Origin of the sequence: Janibacter melonis, from assembly GCF_020567375.1 — a bacterium.
Taxonomy (GTDB): domain Bacteria; phylum Actinomycetota; class Actinomycetes; order Actinomycetales; family Dermatophilaceae; genus Marihabitans; species Marihabitans melonis.
The window spans coordinates 830,329-843,329 of sequence record NZ_JAJBZM010000002.1; the positions used below are offsets into that span (position 1 = coordinate 830,329).

Genomic DNA, 13,001 nt, shown 5'->3' on the forward strand with positions numbered 1-13,001 from the left:
CGATGCCTTGCATCGCCCGCCCGGACGCGCGGGCCATCGGGGCGTGCTGGTCGTGGGCGACGAAGGTCGCCATGGGCCTCCGGCCGAGGGCTCCGGAGAGGTCACCGTCGCGATTCCCTTCCGCGAACGGCCCCCTGGTGCGAGGCTGCGGCCATGACGACGACGTCCTTGGTGGTCCGTGACGGTCTCGACTTCGGAGAGGGTCCGCGCTGGCGGGGTGGTCTGCTGTGGTTCAGCGACTTCTACCGGCACGCGGTGTACACCTTCGACCCGGAGACGGGTGACGAGACGAAGGTGGTCGACGTGCCCGGGCAGCCCTCCGGGCTGGGCTGGTTGCCCGACGGGCGGATGCTCGTCGTGTCGATGACCGACCACCGGGTGCTGCGTCTCGAGCCCGACGGCAGCCTCGTCGAGCACGCCGACATCTCGCAGCACTGCGGCTTCCACGCCAACGACATGGTCGTCGACGACCAGGGCCGCGCCTACGTGGGCAACTTCGGCTACGACCTGCACGCCGACATGGACGAGCGCGACGTCGAGACGATCCTCGCCGACGAGCAGGCCGGGCTGACGAACCTCGTCCGGGTTGACCCCGACGGCACGGTGAGCGTCGCCGCGCCGGATGTGCGCTTCCCCAACGGCATGGTGCTGCTCGACGGCGGCCGGACCCTCGTCCTCGCCGAGACCCTGCGCCTGCAGCTCACGGCCTTCACCGTCCAGCCCGACGGCTCGCTCACGAACCGCCGCGTCTGGGCCTCGACCGCCCCCCAGATGGTCGCCCCCGACGGCATCGCGGCCGACCCCGACGGCGGGATCTGGGTGGCGGCGGCGCTCGGCGCGGCCGTCGTGCGCTATGCCGAGGGCGGCGAGGTCACCGGCACCGTCCAGACCACGCAGAACGCCTTCGCCTGCGCCGTCGGCGGCCCCGACGGCCGCACCCTCTACGCGATGACCGCTCCCGGCAGCGAGCCCGTGCACGTCGACGGCCGCAGCGCCGGCACGATCGAGGCGGCGACGCTCTGAGCGAAGGGGGAGAGAGCCCGGCACCCGGCCCGGCGGACCTCGAGGTCCGCCGGGCGGGTCCCTCCGACGCGGGCACCGTCGGGCTGCTCCTCTTCGACTTCAACACCGAGTTTGTCACGCCGACGCCGGCCGCCGCGGTCCTCGCGGCACGCTTCGAGCGGCTGCTCGAGCGCGAGGACGTCGTCGTGCTGCTCGCGCGGGAGGGCGGCGAGGACATCGGCTTCGCCTACCTCACCTACCGGCCGACCCCGTACGGCGACGGCCCGCTCGTCCAGCTCGAGGAGCTCTACGTCCGGCCGGCGCTGCGCGACGAAGGGGTGGGTGCGGCCCTCCTGGGTCGCGCCCTCGACGACGCCGTCGCCGTCGGGGCCGTCGAGCTCGACATCAACGTCGACGCCGTCGACATCGACACCCGCCGCTTCTACGAGCGGTGGGGCTTCTCCTGCGTCGACCCCGGCACCGGCGACCTCATGCTCTGCTACATCCGCGAGCTGTAGAGGGGAAGTGGTCTCGAGGCTCGGGCGCCGAGCGCCAGCGAGCCCCGACAGGGAGCCGGCGGGGTCGAGTGAGCGCAACTCGCCGCTACGTCGCGGGCGTAGCGGCGTTTCGCGCTCACTCGGTCGCGAAGGCGGGAGCGGCGACCAGGTGACCGCGACCAACGACCTCGGTGTTGAGGTGCGACGAAGGAGCTTCGAAGCCACCCTCGGCACCTTGGTCATCGTCCCGGGTGGTCTCGCCCGGCACGATGCCCTCGCACCTCGACCAGCGACAGCGTCGAGACGTCAGGCGGTGGTGCCGGGCTCGAGGCGGGCGCCCGGCTCGAGGACGACCGCCTTCGCCACGTGTGACTCACGACCGACGAGCACGACGGCGGAGTCCGAGGGCGGCCAGCGCTTCGGCTGGGCCCCGACCTGCGCGTCCTCGCCGACCCGGCACGAGTCGTCGACGACCGCGGCGAAGACCTGCGCGCCGGACGCGACCCGGACCCGGTGCATGAGCACCGAGTCCTCGACGACCGCCCCCGCCTCGACGACGCAGCCCGGTCCGACGACGCTGCGCCGCACCGTGCCGTGCACGTGCGACCCGGGGCTGATCATCGAGTCCTCGACGACGCTGCCCGCGTGCATCATCGGCGGCGGCATCTCCGGCGACCGGGTGAGGATCGGCCACGCCGGGTCGTCGAAGACGTCGACCCGTCCGCGCAGCAGCTCGCGGTGCGCGGCGAGGTAGGCGGAGGGGCGGCCGAGGTCGCGCCAGTAGCCCGTGAGCGCGTACGCGTGGGTCTTGCCGCCGTCGACGAGCCGCGGGAGCAGGCGGTCGGGGAAGTCGCCGATCCCCTCCGTGAGCCCTGGGTCGGCCTGCGCCCGTTCGTGCCGGATCGCGTCGAGCGTGCGCAGCAGCACCGGCACGTCGTAGACGAAGACCTCGGCGGCGATCGTCCCGTGCGGCGGGGCGGTGGGCTTGTCGGTCAGCCCCTGCACGACGCCGTCCCGGTCGACGTCGACGACCGTCTTGTGCTTGGCCTGCACGAGCGGCACCTCGACGGTGACGATCGTGGCCTCGGACCCGCGCTCGAGGTGCTGGGCGACGACGGCCCGCATGTCGAGGCGGTAGACCTGGTCGGCGCTCGTCACGACGACGACCTCGGCGCCCGCCTCGCGCAGCTGCGCCCCCATCTTCAGCAGGTCGTCGGCGTTGCCGGCGCTGAAGCCGCCGGACCCGCTGGGCTGCCCCTCCTCCGGCACGAGCCGGCGGTAGCCGCCGCGGGTGCGGTCGAGGTCCCACGGGCGCCCGCCGGCGAGGTGACGGTCGAGCGAGGACGCCTCGTACTGGACCGACACCCACACGTCGGCGATCCCGCTGTTGCCGAAGTTGCTCAGCGCGAAGTCGACGAGCTGGTAGCTACCGGCGAAGGGGAGCGCGGGCTTGGCGCGCTCGCGCGTGAGGACGTCCATGCGGGAGCCCTGACCACCCGCCTGGACGACCCCGACGATCTTCGGGACGCGAGAGAGGGGGACGACGCTCGACATGCGGCTCAACCTAGTCGCGCGGACCGCCGTCACACGGCGGGTGGCTCCCCCTTCGCCAGCCACGCCATCGCCGCGGTGACGAGGGCGCTCACCCCGGTGTCGAGGGTGGGCTGGACGACGGGGGCGAAGGCCGGCGAGTGGTTGACCGGCAGCTCGCCGAGGCGGCCCTCCTCCTGCGCCCGGCGGTAGACCTCGGGGTCGGTGCCCCCGATGCCCCAGTACGTGTAGGGCACCCCGAGCGCGGTGGGGACGTCGCTGAAGTCCTCGCTCGCCGACTGCAGCGGCAGCTCGACGACCGCGTCGCCGAATACCGCCGCGAAGGCCTCGTGGACGCGCTGCGTCGTGCCGGCGTCGTTGTCGGTCAGGGGGTAGCTCTGGTAGCGCTCGACGTCCGCCGGGTGCGGGGTGCCGGCCGCTGCGCAGATGCCCTGGACGACCCGGTCGGTCCCGTCGAGGACGACCTGACGGGTGTCGTCGTCGTAGGTGCGGATGTTGATGAGCAGCTCGGCGGTGTCGGGGATGATGTTCGCCGTCGTGCCGGCCCGGATCGACCCGACGGTGAGCACCGCCGGCTCGGTCGGCGCGACGTCGCGCGAGACGACCTGCTGCAGGGCGACGACCGCGGTCGCGGCGACGACGACCGGGTCGACGGCGACGTGGGGCATCGACCCGTGGGCGCCGCGCCCGTGGATCGTCACCCGCAGGCTGTCGGCGGCGCTGAGCACCGGGCCGGACCGGGTGCCGACGTGGCCCGCCGGGGCGACGAGGACGTGCTGCCCGAGCGCGACGTCGGGCGAAGGGATGAGATCGTCCAGCCCGTCGTCGACCATCCGCTGCGCCCCGTCGCCGTGCTCCTCGCCCGGCTGGAAGAGCGCGACGAGCGTGCCCGACCAGTGCTGCGACCCCACGGCGAGCAGGTGCGCCGCACCGAGGAGCGCGGTGACGTGCACGTCGTGCCCGCACGCGTGCATCACCGGCTCGCCGTCGGCAGCCGTCGCCGTGCTCGCGTAGTCGAGACCGGTCGCCTCGCGCACCGGGAGCGCGTCCATGTCGGCCCGGAGCAGGACGACGGGGCCCTCGCCGTCCGCGAGGACCCCGACGACGCCGGTGCCGCCGACCCCTTCGTGCACCTCGAAGCCGTCGGCCCGCAGCCGCTGCGCGACGAGCCCGGCGGTGCGGTGCTCCTCGTGGGAGAGCTCGGGATGGGCGTGCAGGTCGCGGTAGAGCTCTTCGAGCTCGGTGCGGACGGTGGCGAGGGGCTCGAGGACGCTCTGCACGCTCATGCCCCCATCGTGCTCCTGCTCGGGCTCAGTCGGCGTACTGGACCCGGGCGTCGCCGACCGAGCTGCTCACCGTCACCGAGCGGTCTGCGGTGGGGTCGTCGTCGACCTCGACGACGGGGCTGCCGACATCGGCCTGCACGTCGACCCGGTAGCGCTCGCTGCCGCGGGGCAGGACGAGGACCGCCTCGCCGACGTCGGTGCTCACGTCGGCCGAGCGGACGGGAGACGCCGCAACGACCCGCACCGAGCCGACGTCCGCCCGGGCGGTCACCCGCTCAGCGGTCGTGCCGACGACGCGGATCTCCCCGACGTCGGTCTGCGCGTCGACGTCGCCGGAGGTGCCGGCGACGCGGATCTCGCCGACGTCGAGGTCGACGCCCACCTGCGTGCCCTCGGGCACGACGAGCACCCACCGCGTCTCGCAGGGGTTGCTGAAGGGCCCGCTGCGGCACTCGCTGCTGGCGACGACCTCGTCGCCGGCCGTGCTCACCGAGACCTCGGGTCGCACGAAGCTCCACCGCGTCGTGCGCACGAGCGAGGGTCGCTCGCCCGGGTCGGCGGCGCGGACCTGCACGGACCCGGTGCCCCCGGCGACGCGCAGGCTCGTCATCCCGGCCGGGAGGGCCTGCTCCTGGCGGTCCTCCTTGGTGATCATCGGCCCGACGAGTCCCGACATCACGCCGAGGACGAGCAGGGTGGCGAGGACCCCGGCGACGAGCCGGACGAGCCAGGCGAGCGACCGGGTCGTCGGGCCGCCGCGCGGGCGCTGGGACGGTCCCCCTTCGCCGGGGGCGCCGGGGGCGCCGGGTGCACCGGACGTGCCGGGCAGACCGGGCAGGGCCGCCGGGCCGCCCGCACCTGCGGGTCGTGCCGTCGGCAGGGTCGCGGTCGGGGTCGAGCCCGAGGGGGGCGGGGGGACCGGCTGGGTGCGGTCGTCGGCGGCCATCTCAGCGCTCCTCTCCGTGGTCGAGCCAGCGCAGGACGGCGAGCACGCGGCGGTGGTCGCCCTCGGCCGGCGGCAGGTCGAGCTTGGTGAAGATCGAGGAGACGTGCTTCTCGACGGCCCCGTCGGAGACGAAGAGGGCGGCACCGATCGCGGAGTTCGTCCGGCCCTGTGCCATGAGCCCGAGGACCTCGCGCTCGCGGGGGGTGAGGGCGGCGAGCGGGTCGCGGTTCGCGGCCCGCGAGAGCAGCTGGCCGACGACCTCGGGGTCGAGGACGGTGCCGCCGCCGTGCACCTCGTGCAGCGCGGCGACGAAGTCGCCGGTGTCGGCGACGCGGTCCTTGAGCAGGTACCCGACACCGCGCGGCCGCGAGGCGACGAGCTCGGTGGCGTACTGCTCCTCGACGTACTGGCTGAGCACCATGACGGCGGTGTCGGGGTGCTGCTCGCGCACGACGAGCGCGGCCTTGATCCCCTCGCTCGTGTACGTCGGGGGCATCCGCACGTCGACGACGACGAGGTCGGGCTCGTGCTCGGCGACCGCGCGCAAGAAGCTCTCGGCGTCGCCGCACGCGGCGGCCACGGTGATGCCAGACGCACCGAGCAGCCGCACCAGCCCGTCGCGCAGGAGGACCGAGTCCTCGGCGAGGACGACCGTGAGGTCGGTGGGGGTGGGAGTGGTCATGACTGGCTCCTGCCGGGACGAAGGGGGAGGACGGCGTGCAGGGTGGTGGGCCCGCCGGCGGGGGAGGTGACGTAGAGCTGGCCGTCGACCGCAGCCACGCGCTGCTGCAGGCCGGCGAGCCCGGTGCCGCGCGAGGGGTCGGCACCGCCGCGGCCGTCGTCGCTCACGGTGAGCGCGAGCACCTCGCCGTCGGCGGCGGTCGCGCGGCTGACGTCGACCGTGGCCGAGGTGGCCGCGGCGTGCTTGGCGACGTTGGTCAGGGCCTCGGAGACGACGAAGTAGGCGATCGCCTCGAGCGTCGGGTCGACCCGGCCCACCCCGCGGACGGTGACGGAGACGGGCAGCGGGCTGCGGTTGGCGAGCGCGGAGAGCGCGGCGTCGAGCCCGCGGTCGGCGAGGATCGGGGGGACGATGCCGCGCGCCACCTGACGCATCTCGACGATCGCCTCCTTCGCCGAGGCGTGCGCCTCGTCGACGAGCTCGCGGGCCGTGGCGGGGTCGCGCTCGAGGGCGTCGCGGGCCATGCCCAGGCTCATCGCGATCGAGACGAGCCGCTGCTGGGGACCGTCGTGCAGGTCGCGCTCGATCCGGCGGCGCTCGGCCTCGACGGAGTCGACCGTCTCGCGCCGGCTCTCGGTGAGGGTGTCCACCCGGGCGCTCAGCTGCTCGACCTCCCGGCGGCGGTCAGCCCCCAGCAGCCACCGGGCGAGGTTGACATCGACGGCGGCCAGGGCGCGGGCGGCCAGCGGCAGCAGGAGCAGGACGACGACGCCGATCGCGGTGCCGACCCACGGCCCGCTCCCGTCGCCGATGGGGATGCCCCAGAAGATCCGGACCGTCTCGACGTCGACGCCGAGCCGGATGAGGGGCAGCAGCGCGAGGAGCAGGGCCTGCGCGAGGACGGCGAGCGTCACGGCCCCGATGAAGGTGCCCCACAGCGCGTGGAGCGCCCAGTACGCGGCGGCCCGCCAGTCGGTCGGGTCGAGGACGAGCCGGCGCCACAGCGGCTGGTCGGTGCGCACCGTCGGCGGGTCGATCGTCGCCCCGGTGAGAGCGCCGACGCGGTGGCGCTCGGCCCGGCCGAGCCAGCCGCCGAGCAGCAGCGTGCCGACGGCGAGCGGCAGGGTGACGAAGGCACCGGGCAGGCTGACGATGCTCGCGAGGAGCACCGAGGACAGCACGATCGCGACGACACCGGTGAGCAGGTCGGTGAGGAGCAGGGCGAGCGAGCCCCAGCCGCGCACCCACGTGCGGGCCAGGCCGGGTGGGTGCGTCGGGGTGGCGACGGCGGTGCTGGTCATGACGACAAACCTAGGAGGACCGGCTCGCCACGTCTGCCCCGCGGGCACCCAGGTCGGGGGTGGGGCTGGCCCCACCCCCGAGGTGGGGTCGGCGGCGGTGAGGACGGGCGCCGGCACCAGTGCGGCGCACGGGTGCCCGGCGAGAGGTTGGAGGAGCACGACCACGCCACGTCTCACCCCTTCGCCACCCCATGGAGCCACCCATGTCCGTGCTCACGCCGTACCGCGACCCCGCACCGCCCACGCCCCCGCCGACCCCGGCGTCGACCCGCCCGGTCGGGTCCCCGCTCGCCCGGTGGTGCGCCCGCCACCGGTGGGTCGTCCTCGCGCTCGCCCTCGCCGCCCTCATCGGCGGCGGGGCCGCCGCGAGCCGGGGCATCGTCACGACCCCGCCCGAGGCCCAGCTCGTCGGCGACTCCCGCGCGGCGGTCGACATCCAGATGGCGTCCGACCTCGGCGGTGCCCCCGTCGAGCACGTCGTCGTCACCGCGCGGGACGGCTCGATGTCGGTGGCCGAGCGGACCGCTCTCGGACGCGAGCTCGCCGCCGCCTACGAAGGGGTCGACGGCGTCGCCTCGGTCGGCGACCCGGTCCCCGGGGCCGACGGCGCGAGCGTCGTGCTCCCCGTCGAGCTCGACGCGGTCTCGAGCTCCGGCGGCGGCGATGTCGACGGGCCGAGCGCCTCCGACGTCGTCGGGCCGGTCCTCGCCGTGACCGACGACGTGCGCGCGGCGCACCCCGACCTCGAGGTCGGGCAGGTCGGCGAGGGGTCGGCCTCCCTGGCGCTCGACGAGTCGATGGGCGAGGACTTCGCCCGGGCCGAGCTCTTCAGCATCCCGCTGACCCTCGTCATCCTCGCGATCGCCTTCGGCGCGGTCGTCGCCGCGGGCGTGCCGCTCGTGCTCGGTCTGCTGAGCGTCGTCACGGCGATGGGCATCACGGCCGCGCTGAGCCGTGGCGCCGTCGACGTCGACCCGAACGCCCAGAGCCTCGTCCTGCTCATCGGTCTGGCCGTCGGTGTCGACTACGCGCTCTTCGTCCTGCGCCGGGCCCACGAGGAGCGGGCCGCGGGGGCGAGCGTCGAGGACGCCATCGCCGTCGCCGGTGCCACCGCGGGCCGGGCCGTCGTCATCTCCGGCGTCACCGTTGTCGTCGCGATGGCGGGGATGCTCGTCGCGGGCGGGCTCTTCTCCTCGCTCGCGGTCGGCACGATCGTCGTCGTCGCGCTCGCCGTCGTCTTCTCCGCCACCGTGCTGCCCGCCCTGCTCGCCGTCCTCGGCGACCGGGTCGACGCGCTGCGGCTCCCCTTCGCCCGGCGCCGAGAGGCGCGCCGCGCCGCCGGTCGCTCCGTCTGGGGCCGCGTCGCCGGTGTCGCCACCCGCCGTCCGCTCGCGTGGGCGGCGGTCGTCACCGCGCTCCTCGTCGCGCTCGCCGCCCCCGCGCTCGGCATGAAGACCGCGCTTGGCGGGGTCGAGACCCTGCCCCAGGACCTGCCCGTCGTCGCCGCCACGCACCAGCTCGAGCGGGCGATCCCGAGCGACGGCACCGCCGTCCAGGTCGTCGTCAGGGCTCCGGCCGGCAGCGAGGCCGAGGTGGCCCGGGCGCTCGAGGCGTCCTCGGGCGACCTCGCCGCTCTGCCGCACGTCTCCGGGGTGGCGCCCCAGCCGCAGGTGTCCGGCGACGGCACGGTGAGCGTGCTCGACGTCGGTGTCGGCATGAGCGCGTCCGACGAGCGCCTGCCCGGCGTCGTCGCCCAGGTGCGCGACGAGGCCGACGACATCCGCGCGGAGCTCGCGGACGTGCCGGGCGCGCAGGTGCACGTCGGCGGTCAGGCCGCGTCGACCGACCTCACGCAGTGGATGGACTCGCGCCTGCCGTGGGTCGTCGGCTTCGTCCTCGCGCTGACCTTCGTCGTCATGGCGCTGTCCTTCGGGTCGCTGTGGCTGGCCGCCGCGACGATCGGGCTCAACCTGCTCTCCGTGGGCGCCGCGTACGGCGTGATGACCGCGATCTTCTCCGGCACATGGGCCGAGTCGGTGCTCGACTTCGACTCGACCGGCGCGATCGCGGCCTGGTTGCCGCTGCTGATGTTCGTCGTGCTCTTCGGGCTGTCGATGGACTACCACGTCTTCGTCACGAGCCGGGTGCGCGAGGCGCGGCTGGCCGGGTCGTCGCCGCGCGAGGCCGTGCGTCTCGGGGTGGCCCGCTCCGCCGGGGTCGTCACGAGCGCGGCGGCGGTGATGATCGGCGTCTTCTCGATCTTCGCCACCCTGTCGGTGCTCGACATGAAGCAGCTCGGCGTCGGGCTGGCCGTCGCGATCTTCCTCGACGCGACCGTCGTCCGCGCCCTGCTGCTCCCCGCGGTGCTCGCTCTGCTCGGTGACCGGGCCCACCGCGGGCCGCGGTGGCTGCCGGCCTTCCACCACTGAGGGGCTGCCGGCCTTCCACCACTGAGCCTCGTCAGTCCCTCTTCGCCCCACCCATCCACGCCGAACCCCGCTCGTGGTCCGTGAACCCCGCTCGTCGCCGCCCCGCGGAGAGCGGGCATGACGGACCACGAGCGGGTCTCGGCGGGCGAAGGGGGGTCGAGCCGGCGCGAAGGGGGACGTCGGCGGGCGAAGGGGGGACCGTCGTGGGTGACGATGGGTGCCCGCCCTCACCCACCACAGGAGCTGTCATGGCCGGTCCCACCTCGTCGCCCGTCGCGATCGTCACCGGTGCCTCCTCGGGCATCGGGGCGGCTACCGCCCGCCGTCTCGCGCGGGCGGGCTTCGTCGTCTACGGCGCCGCCCGCCGAGCGGACCGCCTCGCCGAGCTCGGCCACGGGGTGCGCCCCCTCTTCCTCGACGTCACCGACGACGCGAGCATGGTGGCCGGGGTGGAGCAGGTGCTCAAGGAGCACGGCCGGGTCGACGTGCTCGTCGGCAACGCCGGCTACGGCTCGTACGGGTCGGTCGAAGAGGTGCCGCTCGACGAGGCCCGGCGCCAGCTCGAGACCAACGTCATCGGCCTGGCCCGGATGATCCAGCTCGTCCTGCCGACGATGCGTGCGCAGGGATCGGGACGCATCATCAACGTCTCGTCGATGGGCGGGCGCTTCGCCGGGCCCTTCGGCGGGTGGTACCACGCGAGCAAGTTCGCGCTCGAAGGGCTCAGCGACTCGCTACGGGCCGAGGTCGCCCCCTTCGGCATCCGGGTGAGCGTCGTCGAGCCCGGCGCCATCAGGACCGAGTGGGGCGGGATCGCCACCGACTCGGCGGTCGAGGTGTCGGGCGACGGGCCGTACGCGGCGCCGGTGCGGCGGATGGCGAAGGGGCTCTCCAGCGGCATCGAGCGCATCGCGTCGTCGCCGGACGTCGTGGCCAAGGCCATCGAGCACGCCGCCACCGCCGATCGTCCCCGGATCCGCTACGCGATCGGCGCGGGCGCGAAGCCGGCGACCTTCGCCGCGAGGGTCCTGCCGGCCCGGGTGCTCGACGCGCTCGTCGCGCGCGGGATGGGCTGAGCCCGCCCGCCGCCCGCCGCCCGCGGCACGGGCTGAGCCCGCCCGCCGCGCCGAGACCCGCTCGTCGTCCGCGAGGCCCGGTGCCCGCCGGTCGGCGAGGAGCGGGTGTCACGGACCACGAGCGGGTCTCGGCGTCGCAGGCACTGTGAGTGCAGGGGGGGAGGGCTGGGGGTAAGAGGATGGTGGCGGGTTCGGGTGCCGCTCAGACCGTGTCGTCGAGGGGCTCGTCACCCTCGACGTGCATCGCGGCCTCCTCGGCCGGGTCGTCCTGCGAGACGTGCCGCTCGTCGGCCGCGGAGTCGGAGACGAAGTCGTCCTCGGCCGGGATCGACAGCGGGTCGTCGCCGCCGACGCGCGGCTCGCGGTCCAGGCCGCTCTCGTTGTCGGGGGCGCCGTAGGCGGTGCCCTCCTCGGGCACCTCCTGCGCGATCCGCTCGTCGATGGTCTCCTCGCCCTCGGCCCAGCCGGCCATCTCGCGCTCGGTGTTGCGCGGCTGCATGTCGGGGGGCGTGATGGGCAGGTCGTCGGTCTCGTCGGAGCCGATCCGCACGTCCTGCTGAGCCTCGTCGAGGTGCTCGTCGAGCCCGACGATCTCGCGGTCGGTGTTGTCGCTGGTGGGCTGGTCGCTCATGCCTCCACCCTGACACGCGGGGGGTGGGCCGACGGGGGTTCTTGTCCACCCCGGCTGCCCGCGAGCGGCTACCCCGGCAGGAGCGAGATCTTCTGCCAGATCTTCGCGGCGAGGCCCGAGCACAGGGTCTCGACGTCGGAGACGGTGTCGAGGACGACGTCGTCCTCGCTCGCCTCGGCGCACAGGGCGGCGACCTTGCCGGTGAGCGAGAGCAGCTCGGAGCAGTAGTCGAGGTACTGCGCCATCTGGGCGCGGGTCATCGCGTCGCCGACCGAGGCCTCGGTGGGGACGTACGCGGGGTTGAGGTGCTCGGGGTCCTTCGTCAGCTGATGCATGTCGATGACGTGCGCGAGCGAGCGCAGCCGGTGCAGCAGGGCGAGGATCCGGGCGCGCTCGAGCCGCGAGGGCAGCGCGAGGAGGAACCACACGGCGATCGCCGCGAAGACCACGTCGTTGATGCCCGACTCGACGAGCGGCACCCAGCGGCCGGCCTCGCCCTCGTAGGTGCCCATGACCTCGCGCAGAACCGCGGCCACGACGTAGAGCGTGACGCCGACGATGACCAGCCCGAGCGCGAAGGACATCCACCGCGTCATCCGCAGCCGCACCCGCGAGGCCCCGGAGACGTCCTCGACCTCGTCGGCGAGCATCGACAGCTCGCGGGCGACGCGAGGGAGGTTGCGGTCCGGGAAGCGCGTCGTCACGCGCTCCTCGAGGGTGGCGATGGTGGCCTGGACGCGGTCGGCGTCGAGGCGGTCGAGGCGAGGCACGCAGGAAGGGTAGGTCGTGGGTCGCCGCGTGGCAGCCGCGGTGCCATGCTCGACGCGACGCCGAGCGAAGGGGGCAGCCGTGGCCTTCGAGACCCATCCGCTGACCCCCGCACGCTTCGAGGACTTCGCCGACGTCATCAACCCGAACCGCCGTGCCACCCACTGCTGGTGCCTGTCGCACCGGTTGCGCGCGGGCGAGATCGAGGAGCTCGGTGGCGGCAGCCGCGAGGAGGCGATGCGCGCGCTCGCCGCCCGCCGCAGCCGCCCCGGCGTCATCACCTACGACGACGGCGTGCCCGTCGGGTGGTGCCACATCAGCCCACGCGCCGAGATCCCGCGGCTCGTGCGCTCCGAGCTCATCCGCCCGGTCGACGAGGTGCCCGTCTGGTCGATCATCTGCCTCGTCGTGCGCGGAGGTCACCGGCGAAGGGGTGTCACCGCCCACCTCGTCGAGGGCGCGGTCGCGTACGCCCGCAGCCGCGGCGCCCCGGCGGTCGAGGCGTACCCCGTCGACCCGGAGGGTCGGATGGACACGACGATGGCCTTCGTCGGGACACGGGCGATCTTCGAGCGGGCGGGCTTCGAGCAGGTCGGCGTGACCGACGCCGTCGCCTCGAAGATGCCCCGCATCGTCATGCGGCGCAGCCTGGTCTAGGGGCTCAGGCCGGCGTCGGACCTGGGGGACGACGGGACCCCGCCGCGCTCCTGACTCCCCCCTTCGCCGAGGTACCTGACTCCCCCCTTCGCCGAGGTACCTGACTCCCCCTTCGCCGAGGTATGGCAGATCGGCCCCGGATCCACGGATCCGGGGCCGATCGCCATACCTCGGC

General features: G+C 74.4%; 12 protein-coding genes. 5 read left to right on the forward strand and 7 right to left on the reverse strand.

The window, feature by feature from the left end:
• The first annotated feature begins 153 nt into the window (after positions 1-153).
• Both LIV55_RS10135 and LIV55_RS10140 read left to right on the forward strand, forming a co-directional pair.
• A complete protein-coding gene (locus tag LIV55_RS10135; protein ID WP_229300102.1) occupies positions 154-1,023 on the forward strand; it encodes an SMP-30/gluconolactonase/LRE family protein in 870 nt (289 codons plus the stop codon).
• 83 nt (positions 1,024-1,106) lie between these two features.
• The gene (locus LIV55_RS10140; RefSeq protein ID WP_372456519.1) at positions 1,107-1,520 is read left to right on the forward strand and encodes a GNAT family N-acetyltransferase; all 414 of its coding nucleotides are present in this window, start codon (positions 1,107-1,109) and stop codon (positions 1,518-1,520) included.
• A 285-nt stretch (positions 1,521-1,805) separates the two neighbouring features.
• On the opposite strand, the gene LIV55_RS10145 is transcribed toward LIV55_RS10140, so the two are convergent.
• The 5 genes from LIV55_RS10145 to LIV55_RS10165 are packed head-to-tail and all read right to left on the reverse strand — an operon-like array spanning position 1,806 to position 7,265.
• Entirely contained in the window at positions 1,806-3,053 is a 1,248-nt protein-coding gene (locus LIV55_RS10145; RefSeq protein WP_229300103.1) for a glucose-1-phosphate adenylyltransferase family protein, read from the reverse strand.
• Positions 3,054-3,082: 29 nt separating this feature from the next.
• Positions 3,083-4,336 (reverse strand): amidohydrolase, encoded by a 1,254-nt coding sequence (locus tag LIV55_RS10150; protein ID WP_229300104.1) that lies wholly within the window; start codon positions 4,334-4,336, stop codon positions 3,083-3,085.
• A gap of 25 nt (positions 4,337-4,361) precedes the next feature.
• On the reverse strand, positions 4,362-5,282 hold the full coding sequence (locus tag LIV55_RS10155) for a DUF4097 family beta strand repeat-containing protein (RefSeq protein ID WP_229300105.1): 921 nt from the start codon (positions 5,280-5,282) through the stop codon (positions 4,362-4,364).
• 1 nt (position 5,283) lies between these two features.
• Positions 5,284-5,964, reverse strand: a complete 681-nt coding sequence (locus tag LIV55_RS10160; protein WP_123092701.1) for a response regulator — start codon at positions 5,962-5,964, stop codon at positions 5,284-5,286.
• Complete coding sequence (locus tag LIV55_RS10165; RefSeq protein ID WP_229300106.1) at positions 5,961-7,265, reverse strand: sensor histidine kinase; 1,305 nt, start codon at positions 7,263-7,265, stop codon at positions 5,961-5,963. The genes LIV55_RS10160 and LIV55_RS10165 overlap by 4 nt, the downstream gene beginning before the upstream one ends.
• 203 nt (positions 7,266-7,468) lie before the next feature.
• On the opposite strand from LIV55_RS10165, the gene LIV55_RS10170 reads away from it, so the two are divergent.
• Together LIV55_RS10170 and LIV55_RS10175 are read left to right on the forward strand one after the other, a co-directional pair.
• Positions 7,469-9,694 carry an MMPL family transporter gene (locus LIV55_RS10170; RefSeq protein WP_229300107.1) on the forward strand — a complete coding sequence of 742 codons (2,226 nt, stop codon included), beginning with the start codon at positions 7,469-7,471 and terminating at the stop codon, positions 9,692-9,694.
• A gap of 248 nt (positions 9,695-9,942) precedes the next feature.
• Positions 9,943-10,770 carry an oxidoreductase gene (locus LIV55_RS10175; RefSeq protein ID WP_229300108.1) on the forward strand — a complete coding sequence of 276 codons (828 nt, stop codon included), beginning with the start codon at positions 9,943-9,945 and terminating at the stop codon, positions 10,768-10,770.
• A gap of 202 nt (positions 10,771-10,972) precedes the next feature.
• Here LIV55_RS10175 and LIV55_RS10180 read toward each other — a convergent pair whose 3' ends face one another.
• Both LIV55_RS10180 and LIV55_RS10185 read right to left on the reverse strand, forming a co-directional pair.
• Positions 10,973-11,401: an adenosine deaminase gene (locus tag LIV55_RS10180; RefSeq protein ID WP_123092697.1), complete on the reverse strand. Its 429-nt coding sequence runs from the start codon at positions 11,399-11,401 to the stop codon at positions 10,973-10,975.
• 68 nt (positions 11,402-11,469) lie between these two features.
• Positions 11,470-12,171, reverse strand: a complete 702-nt coding sequence (locus LIV55_RS10185) for a hypothetical protein (RefSeq protein WP_123092696.1) — start codon at positions 12,169-12,171, stop codon at positions 11,470-11,472.
• 79 nt (positions 12,172-12,250) lie between these two features.
• Here LIV55_RS10185 and LIV55_RS10190 point away from each other — a divergent pair, with 79 nt between their 5' ends.
• Positions 12,251-12,826 (forward strand): GNAT family N-acetyltransferase, encoded by a 576-nt coding sequence (locus LIV55_RS10190; protein ID WP_229300109.1) that lies wholly within the window; start codon positions 12,251-12,253, stop codon positions 12,824-12,826.
• The last annotated feature ends 175 nt before the right edge of the window (positions 12,827-13,001 follow it).

Excerpts from the sequence above, each read along its gene's own strand:
- LIV55_RS10165 (WP_229300106.1), bottom strand. The coding sequence starts at position 7,265 with ATGACCAGCACCGCCGTCGCCACCCCGACGCACCCACCCGGCCTGGCC.
- LIV55_RS10150 (WP_229300104.1), bottom strand. The coding sequence starts at position 4,336 with ATGAGCGTGCAGAGCGTCCTCGAGCCCCTCGCCACCGTCCGCACCGAG.
- LIV55_RS10180 (WP_123092697.1), bottom strand. The coding sequence starts at position 11,401 with ATGAGCGACCAGCCCACCAGCGACAACACCGACCGCGAGATCGTCGGG.
- LIV55_RS10155 (WP_229300105.1), bottom strand. The coding sequence starts at position 5,282 with ATGGCCGCCGACGACCGCACCCAGCCGGTCCCCCCGCCCCCCTCGGGC.
- LIV55_RS10175 (WP_229300108.1), top strand. The coding sequence starts at position 9,943 with ATGGCCGGTCCCACCTCGTCGCCCGTCGCGATCGTCACCGGTGCCTCC.
- LIV55_RS10145 (WP_229300103.1), bottom strand. The coding sequence starts at position 3,053 with ATGTCGAGCGTCGTCCCCCTCTCTCGCGTCCCGAAGATCGTCGGGGTC.
- LIV55_RS10160 (WP_123092701.1), bottom strand. The coding sequence starts at position 5,964 with ATGACCACTCCCACCCCCACCGACCTCACGGTCGTCCTCGCCGAGGAC.
- LIV55_RS10135 (WP_229300102.1), top strand. The coding sequence starts at position 154 with ATGACGACGACGTCCTTGGTGGTCCGTGACGGTCTCGACTTCGGAGAG.
- LIV55_RS10170 (WP_229300107.1), top strand. The coding sequence starts at position 7,469 with ATGTCCGTGCTCACGCCGTACCGCGACCCCGCACCGCCCACGCCCCCG.